Origin of the sequence: Allobosea sp. (genome assembly GCF_030694325.1) — a bacterium.
GTDB lineage: Bacteria > Pseudomonadota > Alphaproteobacteria > Rhizobiales > Beijerinckiaceae > Allobosea.
Map to the genome: position 1 here is coordinate 46,979 of NZ_JAUXYO010000354.1, position 7,336 is coordinate 54,314.

The 7,336-nt window shown below is 68.6% G+C and carries 8 protein-coding genes; 7 read left to right on the forward strand and 1 reads right to left on the reverse strand.

The features are described 5' to 3' along the window. Positions 1 to 50: 50 nt before the first annotated feature. The 4 genes from Q8M82_RS23240 to Q8M82_RS23255 all read left to right on the forward strand — a co-directional run bounded on the left by Q8M82_RS23240 (position 51) and on the right by Q8M82_RS23255 (position 2,711). On the forward strand, positions 51 to 1,544 hold the full coding sequence (locus Q8M82_RS23240) for a leucyl aminopeptidase (protein WP_305693661.1): 1,494 nt from the start codon (positions 51 to 53) through the stop codon (positions 1,542 to 1,544). Positions 1,545 to 1,594: 50 nt separating this feature from the next. Then, on the forward strand, positions 1,595 to 2,047 hold the full coding sequence (locus Q8M82_RS23245) for a DNA polymerase III subunit chi (RefSeq protein WP_305693662.1): 453 nt from the start codon (positions 1,595 to 1,597) through the stop codon (positions 2,045 to 2,047). Further along, positions 2,044 to 2,454 carry a hypothetical protein gene (locus Q8M82_RS23250; RefSeq protein ID WP_305693663.1) on the forward strand — a complete coding sequence of 137 codons (411 nt, stop codon included), beginning with the start codon at positions 2,044 to 2,046 and terminating at the stop codon, positions 2,452 to 2,454. Before Q8M82_RS23245 ends, Q8M82_RS23250 begins: the two co-directional genes overlap by 4 nt. A gap of 77 nt (positions 2,455 to 2,531) precedes the next feature. Then, entirely contained in the window at positions 2,532 to 2,711 is a 180-nt protein-coding gene (locus Q8M82_RS23255; RefSeq protein WP_069055022.1) for a hypothetical protein, read from the forward strand. 8 nt (positions 2,712 to 2,719) lie between these two features. On the opposite strand, the gene Q8M82_RS23260 is transcribed toward Q8M82_RS23255, so the two are convergent. Further along, on the reverse strand, positions 2,720 to 4,594 hold the full coding sequence (locus tag Q8M82_RS23260) for an ABC-F family ATP-binding cassette domain-containing protein (RefSeq protein WP_305693664.1): 1,875 nt from the start codon (positions 4,592 to 4,594) through the stop codon (positions 2,720 to 2,722). A gap of 153 nt (positions 4,595 to 4,747) precedes the next feature. On the opposite strand from Q8M82_RS23260, the gene Q8M82_RS23265 reads away from it, so the two are divergent. From Q8M82_RS23265 to Q8M82_RS23275, 3 genes are all read left to right on the forward strand, one after another. After that, on the forward strand, positions 4,748 to 4,870 hold the full coding sequence (locus tag Q8M82_RS23265; RefSeq protein WP_305693665.1) for a hypothetical protein: 123 nt from the start codon (positions 4,748 to 4,750) through the stop codon (positions 4,868 to 4,870). A gap of 117 nt (positions 4,871 to 4,987) precedes the next feature. After that, positions 4,988 to 7,075, forward strand: a complete 2,088-nt coding sequence (locus Q8M82_RS23270; RefSeq protein ID WP_305693666.1) for a methyl-accepting chemotaxis protein — start codon at positions 4,988 to 4,990, stop codon at positions 7,073 to 7,075. Between the two features lie 62 nt (positions 7,076 to 7,137). After that, on the forward strand, positions 7,138 to 7,336 hold a 199-nt coding region (locus tag Q8M82_RS23275), incomplete at its 3' end, for an adenylyltransferase/cytidyltransferase family protein (protein WP_305693667.1).

Sequence of the window (7,336 nt, forward strand, 5' to 3'; positions counted from 1 at the left end):
TCGTTTGCGGCCGCATCGTTTCGCTCGTCTCGCAACATCGTGAGCCCCCCATGTCGCAACGCCTCAAGCTCGAGATCAAAGCCCTGCAGGGAATCGGGGGGCAGGACCTGGTGATCCTGCTGTCGGACACGCTGGCTCCGGCCGGGATCGCCGAGGAATGGCTGGGGCGGGGCGCCGGCGATTGGCTGGCCCGGGCGGCCGCCGTCGAGCGCTTCAAGGGCAAGGCCTATTCGGGCCTGACGCTTCTGGCTCCCGAGGGCGCGGGATATGAGCGTCTCATCGCCGTCGGCGTGGGGCCGGAATCCGCGCGCGGCGATCTCGATTTCGTCAAGCTCGGCGGCGCGATCGCCGGCAAGCTCGGCCATGGCCGCAGCGCCGACGTGATCCTGGCGCTGCCGGAAGGGGCGCTGGAGGCGGGCCGTGTCGCCGACATCGCGCTCGGCCTGCGCCTGCGCTCCTATGTCTTCGACGAGTACAAGACCAAGAGCCGCAAGCCCGAGGAGGCCGAGCCGATCGCGGTGACGCTGCGCCTACCCGATCCGGCGGTGGCGAAGAAGGCGCTGAAGGCGGCCGATGCGGTCGCCGCCGGTGTCGAGATCGCGCGCAACCTCGTCAACGAGCCGCCCAACGTGCTCCATCCGGAGGCGTTCGCCGACCGCGCCGCCAAGCTCGCCAAGCTCGGCGTCGAGATCGAGATCCTCGACGAGAAGCAGCTGAAGAAGATCGGCATGCGCGCGCTGCTCGGCGTCGGCCAGGGCTCGCGCCGCGAGAGCCGCGTCGCGATCATGCGCTGGAACGGCGCCAAGTCCGGTGGTCAGCCGGTCGCCTTCGTCGGCAAGGGCGTCACCTTCGACACCGGCGGCATCTCGCTGAAGCCCGGCGCCGGCATGGAGGACATGAAGGGCGACATGGCCGGCGCGGCCTGCGTCGTCGGGCTGATGCACGCGCTCGCGGCGCGCAAGGCCAAGGTCAATGCCATCGGCATCATCGGCCTCGTCGAGAACATGCCCGACGGCAACGCCCAGCGCCCCGGCGACATCGTCACCTCGCTCTCGGGCCAGACCATCGAGATCATCAACACCGACGCCGAAGGCCGCCTCGTTCTGGCGGACGTGCTCTGGTACACGCAGGAGCGCTTCAAGCCGCGCTTCATGATCGATCTGGCGACGCTCACGGGCGCGATCCTGGTCGCGCTGGCGCAGGAGCATGCCGGTCTCTTCACCAACAGCGACGAGCTGGCCGACCGGCTTTCGGCCGCCGGCAAGGCCACCGGCGAGACAGTCTGGCGCATGCCGCTCGGCAAGGCCTACGACAAGATGATCGATTCTAAATTCGCCGACATGAAGAACGCCGCCGGACGCCATGGCGGCTCGATCACGGCCGCGCAATTCCTGCAGCGCCACGTTAACGACACGCCCTGGGCGCATCTCGACATCGCCGGCACCGGCATGGGCGCCAAGGACAGCGAGATCAACCGCTCCTGGGGCCCGGGCTGGGGCGTGCGCCTGCTCGACCGGCTGGTGGCGGAGCATTACGAAGCCTGAATCGATTTGGCAGCGTCGCCGCTCAACCCGCTGTCGCGCAAAGGCTCTTGATGGCCGAGATCCTGTTCTTCCACCTCCAGTCGCGGCCGCTCGAGCAGGTGCTGCCGACGGTGCTGGAGCGCGCCTTGGCGCGGGGACAGAAGGTCGTCGTCCAGCTCTCCAGCCAAGAGCGGCTGGGCGCGGTCGACGACCATCTCTGGACCTATGCCGACGACAGCTTCCTTCCCCATGTCACCGCGATGGAAGCCGATGCCGCCGCCAATCCCGTGGTGCTGACGACCCTCGACCACAATCCCAACGCGGCTCAGGTCCGCATCTGCGCCGAGGGGGTCCGCATTCCCGACGCAATGGGCGATTATGAGCGGGTGCTATTGGTTTTCGATGGTGACGATCCCGATGCGCTGACCGCGGCGCGCGAGGATTGGAAGAAGGCGAGGTCCTCCGGCCATGCCGCCAGCTACTGGCAGCAGGACGAGACCGGCCGCTGGGAGAAAAAAGCGTGAAATTGTCCGTCTTGCTGCTCTGTGCCGCCGCGCTGGGCGGGTGTTCCGTCGATATGGGCGGCTTCGCCTTCACCTCGGAAACCCGCGAGGGCCCCGCCGGGCGGGTGACCACGACGACGACGAGCAGCGTCACGGCGAGCGCCGCGACTCAGGAGGCGACCCTGACGCCCGACGGCGAATGCGGCGCCGGCGCCTCGACCCGCTCATTGCCGCCGGCGATCGCCGAGGGCATCACCGAATGTGAGCTGGTGAAGATCAAGGGCACGAAGCCCACCGATGTCCTGATCGGCGACAGCGGCAAGGGCCAGCGCGAGGTCCAGGTGCTCTATTCCGAGCCCGGCGGCCGCGAGATCTACATGTTCACCGACAACCGCCTGAGCCGCATTGTCAGGCCGGGGCAGGGGTGAGATGGCAGGTCGGCATCAGGAAGACCTCCTGAGCCGCTCATCCCATCCGCCCTCATCCGGCACAGCAGGAGCCCATCGTGGCCGAGCGCTTTGAACGTCACCGCCAGCCCTGGACGGGCGAGGAACTCGACAAGCTGAAAACGCTCGCCAGAAAGGGCATGGCGCTGAAGGCGATCGCCAAGGCGCTGACCCGCAGCGAGGAATCGATCAAGGACCGCGCCAAGCTCGACGGCATCGGGATCGCGAAGCTTCGGTAAGGCGCCGCCTACGCGCTCTCCAGCTCCGCGCTCAGCTCCAGCCATTCCTCCTCCGCCGCCTCCAGCGCCGCGGCGAGGTCGGCGCGCTGACGTGACAGCGTCAGTGCCTTCTCCGGATCGCGGGCGAAGGCTGCGCCATTGCCGAGCACGCCGTCGACCTTCTCGATCAGCCCGGTGAGCTTGGCGATCTTGGCTTCCGCCAGGTTCAGCTTCTGGCGCAGCGGCCCCTGCGCCATGCGCTTGGTCGCCGCCTCCTTGCGCTCCTCGGTCTTCGGCTTGGTGCCTGACGCCTCGGCCGCCTTCTCGCGCCGCGCCGCCTTGGCGCCACCGAGCACGAGCGCGCGGTAGTCCTCCATGTCGCCGTCGAAATTCTTCACCGTGCCGTCGCCGACGATCCAGAGCCGGTCGGCGCAGGATTCGATCAGGAAGCGGTCGTGGCTGACGAGGATCACGGCGCCGGGATAGTCGTTGATGGCGTTGACCAGCGCGGTGCGGCTGTCGATGTCGAGATGGTTGGTCGGCTCGTCGAGGATCAGCAGATGCGGCCCCGCGAAGGCCGCGAGCCCCAGCATCAGGCGCGCCTTTTCGCCGCCCGAGAGGTTCTTCACCGGCGTGTCGGCCTTGGAGGCGGGAAAGCCGATCTGCGCCGCCTTGGAGCGGACCTTCGCCTCCGGCGCATCCGGCATCAGGTCGCGCAGATGGCCGACCGGCGTGTCCTCCAGGCGCAGCTCGTCGAGCTGGTGCTGGGCGAAATAGGCCGTCTCCAGCTTCGACGACTTGCGCATCGTGCCCGACAGCGGCGCGAGCCGTCCGCCGATCAGCTTGCAGAAGGTCGACTTGCCGTTGCCGTTTGAGCCGAGCAGGGCGATGCGGTCGTCCGGCAGCAGGGTCAGGTTCAGCTTCGACAGCACCTTGCGCTCGCCATAGCCGGCGCTGGCGTCGTCGAGCACGATCATCGGCGGCGCCAGCGGCCGCTCCGGACCGGGCAGGCTGAAGGGCTGGACGTCGCGGTCGACGATCGTCGCGATCGTCTCCATCTTCTCCAGCCGCTTGACGCGGGACTGCGCCTGGCGCGCCTTGGTGGCCTTGGCCTTGAAGCGGTCGACGAAGGACTGCAGGTGCTTGCGCTCCGCGTCCTGCTTCTCCTTGGCCTTGGCGAGTTGCATCTGCTTCTCGGCGCGCTGCTTGGCGAAGGAGGTATAGCCGCCGCGATAGATCGTCAGCTTGCCCTGGTCGAGATGCAGGATGTGGTCGACGCAGGTGTCGAGCAGCTCGCGGTCATGGCTGACGACCAGCACGGTGTGCGGATAGCGCTCGAGATAGTCGTAGAGCCAGAGCGTGCCCTCGAGGTCGAGATAGTTGGTCGGCTCGTCGAGCAGCAGCAGGTCGGGCTCGGAAAACAGCACGGCGGCGAGCGCCACCCGCATGCGCCAGCCACCGGAGAAATCCGAGCACGGTCGCTGCTGGGCCGCCTCGTCGAAGCCGAGCCCGTAGAGCACGGTCGCGGCCCGTGCCGGCGCCGAATGGGCGTCGATATCGGCCAGACGCGTGCCGATCTCGGCGATGCGGTGGGGATCAGTCGCGGTCTCGGATTCGGCCAGCAGGGCGGCCCGCTCGGTATCGGCGGCGAGAACGACCTCGATCAGCGATTCCGGCCCGCCCGGCGCCTCCTGCGCGACGCCGCCGATGCGCCGTCCCTTGGGCAGGCTGATGCTGCCGCCCTCGGGCGAGAGATCGCCCGTGATCATCCGGAACAGGGTGGTCTTGCCGGTGCCGTTGCGGCCGACGAGGCCGACGCGCGAGCCGTCCGGCAGCGAGGCGCTGGCATGGTCGAGCAGGAGCCGCTCGCCGAGACGATAGGTGATGTCGTTGATCGTGAGCATGGCCCGGCTTGTGGCGCGAAGGTCAGGCGAAGGCAATCACGAAAACGACAGGAAACGGGCCGTCACGTTTCAGCCACGATCTCGCCATTCGCGAGCCCGGCGCGGTCATCACCAAGGGGAAGGGGCAGTCGACCGATTCGCAGGGGAGGGGATATGCACTTTGATCTGAATGGTTTCGGCCGGCGCCGGAGTTCGGTGTCCGCCTCCCTGCTGGTGTTGCTGTCGGTCACGATCGCGAGCGCCATGACGTTGCTCGCGATCGTGCCGTCGTCTTGATCGCCTGATTTTCAGTCGCCGTTAACCGAAATCTGTTCTTGTCCTGGCTGCGCGTTTCCGCTGCGGAATCCGGAGCCCCGGACGTTGTCGAGCCTGAGAATCAGACTTCCTGCGGCCATGCTCCTGCTGGCCTGCCTCGCGGTCGTCGCGGTCGGGCTGTCGGGCTATCGCGCCGTCTCGGTCTGGGCCGAGGAGGCCGTGCGTGAGCGGCTGACCGTGCTGGCGGAAGGGCGGGCGAAGGCGCTCGAGCGCCGCTGGAACCGCTTCATCTCGGAGCTTTCGGTCCAGGCGCACAGCGCGCATCAGGTTTCGTCGCTCGACGAGATCCGGGGCTGGATGGAAATCCCCGAGCAGCGCGCCGTCATCATCGACTATTTTCAGCAGGGCGGGGCGTTCGATGCGCAGGAGCGCATGACCCGTGCCGGACTCGGGCAGAAACACGGCTACCTGAAGCGCCATCTCGAGTTCCACGGCACCTATCTCGCCGCGGTTCGGCAGTTCGACTATGCCGACATCTATTTGGTCGCCCCGAATGGCCGCGTCGTCTACAGCGTCACCAAGGGTGCGGAATTCGGTCGGCTGCTGAGCGAGCCGGATCTGGCGGAGACCGGGCTTGCGAAGGCCGTGGCGGCGGCAGCCGCCGCCCGGATCGACGAGCCGGTGTCGATGGACTTCGCCCCCTATGATGTGGTCGGCGGCGCGCCCCGGGCTTTCGTCGCCCAGCGCTTCCACAATCCCGCCTCGCATCAGCCGGTCGGCACGGTCGTGCTCTCGGTCGGCCCGGCCTTCGTCGATGCCGCGCTGCTGGCGGTGGCGGGCGAGTCCCACGATATCCAGACGTATGTGGTCGGCTCCGACGGCTTCCTGCGCTCCGATCCCGCAGCGCGCCTGGCGGCACGCGCGCCGAGCGAGACGCTCGATCGCAGCCGCCGTTCGGGCGATGGTGTCCTGCGGCTGGTCAGCCGCGACGGCGAGGCGCTGGTCGCCGTCGGGCACGAGGTCAACATCGCCGGCGGGTCCTGGTTGCTGTGGCTGACCAAACCCGAAGGCAGGGCGTTCGCCGTGATGAGCCAGCTGGACCGGGCCCTCGTCCAGGGGGCGCTCGTCGTCATCGGGCCGCTGCTGCTTTTGGCGCTGGTGATGGGGCTCTCGGTGACGCGGCCGATCGCGGGTCTGGCCGAGGCGCTGGCCGGCATCGCCGCCGGCCGCACCGATCTGCGCATCCCCGGCGAGAAGCGGCGCGACGAGATCGGCGCCATCGCGGCCGCCGTCGCCACGATTCGTGAGAACATGCTGCGTGACGAGAGCCGGCGGCTGATGGAGCGCGAGGAGCGGGAGCGCGAGGCAGCCCAGCAGCGCTCGACCCTGCTGGCCGATCTCGCGTGCGACCTGGAGCGTTCGGTCCTCGGCGTCACCTCCTCGGTGTCGGCCGCGGCCGAGCAGCTCAACGTCACGGCCCAGGAGCTTTCGGGCGGCGCCAACCGGACCCAGGAAAACGCCGTCACCATGCACGGAGCCGCCTCGCGTGCGGTGGCCAGCATCCGCTCGATCGAGGGTGCGGCGCAGGATCTGCGTCAGGCGGTCGACCGGCTCGACGACGATATCCAGTCCTCCGACCGTTCCGCGCGCACGGCGAGAGACCATGCCGAAGCGATGGGCAGCGTCGTCGAGCAGCTCGCCGCCGGTGCGGCGCGTGTCTCCGACGTCATCGGGCTGATCTCCGACATCGCGTCCCAGACCAATTTGCTCGCGCTCAACGCGACCATCGAGGCGGCCCGCGCCGGCGAGGCCGGGCGCGGCTTTGCGGTCGTCGCCTCGGAGGTGAAGGGCCTGTCTGGCCAGACCACGCGCGCGATCGACGACATCTCCCGGCAGATCGACAGCATGAACCAGGCTACGACGGCAACGGTCGAATCGATCGGCGCCATCCAGGACATGATCGGCGGGCTCAGCGACGTGGTGCGGCGCGCCGCCGAAACGATGCGCCACCAGCACGGCGTCACCCATGCCATCGTCGCGGATGTCGGCCTCGCCACCAACGAGTTCTCCCGCATCGGCGAGGCCACCAGCCTGGTGTCGGCTGCCTCGCAACAGACATCGGAGGCGGCCGCGGCCGTCTCGCGCGCCTCGGCCGAGCTGACCGATCTCGCCCATCAGCTCAAATCGCGCGTCGCGGGCTTCATTGTCCAGGTCAGGGCCGCCTGAGAGGCTGCGTCGGTTGCGCGGCCCGCTTGTCGGGCGCGGGCGCAGCGACTAACCCTTGAGCCATGACGCGCACCACCGCCCGAACCGCCTTCTACACCGGCTCCTTCGATCCGGTGACCTACGGCCACGCCGATGTCATCGCCGGTGCGCTGCGCCTGTGCGATCGCCTCGTCCTGGCGATCGGTGTCCATCCCGGCAAGGCGCCGCTGCTGGAGGCCGGCCGGCGCGCCGCGCTCCTGCACGAGGTCGCCGGACCGCTCG

Excerpts from the sequence above, each read along its gene's own strand:
- Q8M82_RS23240 (WP_305693661.1), top strand. The coding sequence starts at position 51 with ATGTCGCAACGCCTCAAGCTCGAGATCAAAGCCCTGCAGGGAATCGGG.
- Q8M82_RS23245 (WP_305693662.1), top strand. The coding sequence starts at position 1,595 with ATGGCCGAGATCCTGTTCTTCCACCTCCAGTCGCGGCCGCTCGAGCAG.
- Q8M82_RS23260 (WP_305693664.1), bottom strand. The coding sequence starts at position 4,594 with ATGCTCACGATCAACGACATCACCTATCGTCTCGGCGAGCGGCTCCTG.
- Q8M82_RS23265 (WP_305693665.1), top strand. The coding sequence starts at position 4,748 with ATGCACTTTGATCTGAATGGTTTCGGCCGGCGCCGGAGTTCGGTGTCC.
- Q8M82_RS23270 (WP_305693666.1), top strand. The coding sequence starts at position 4,988 with ATGCTCCTGCTGGCCTGCCTCGCGGTCGTCGCGGTCGGGCTGTCGGGC.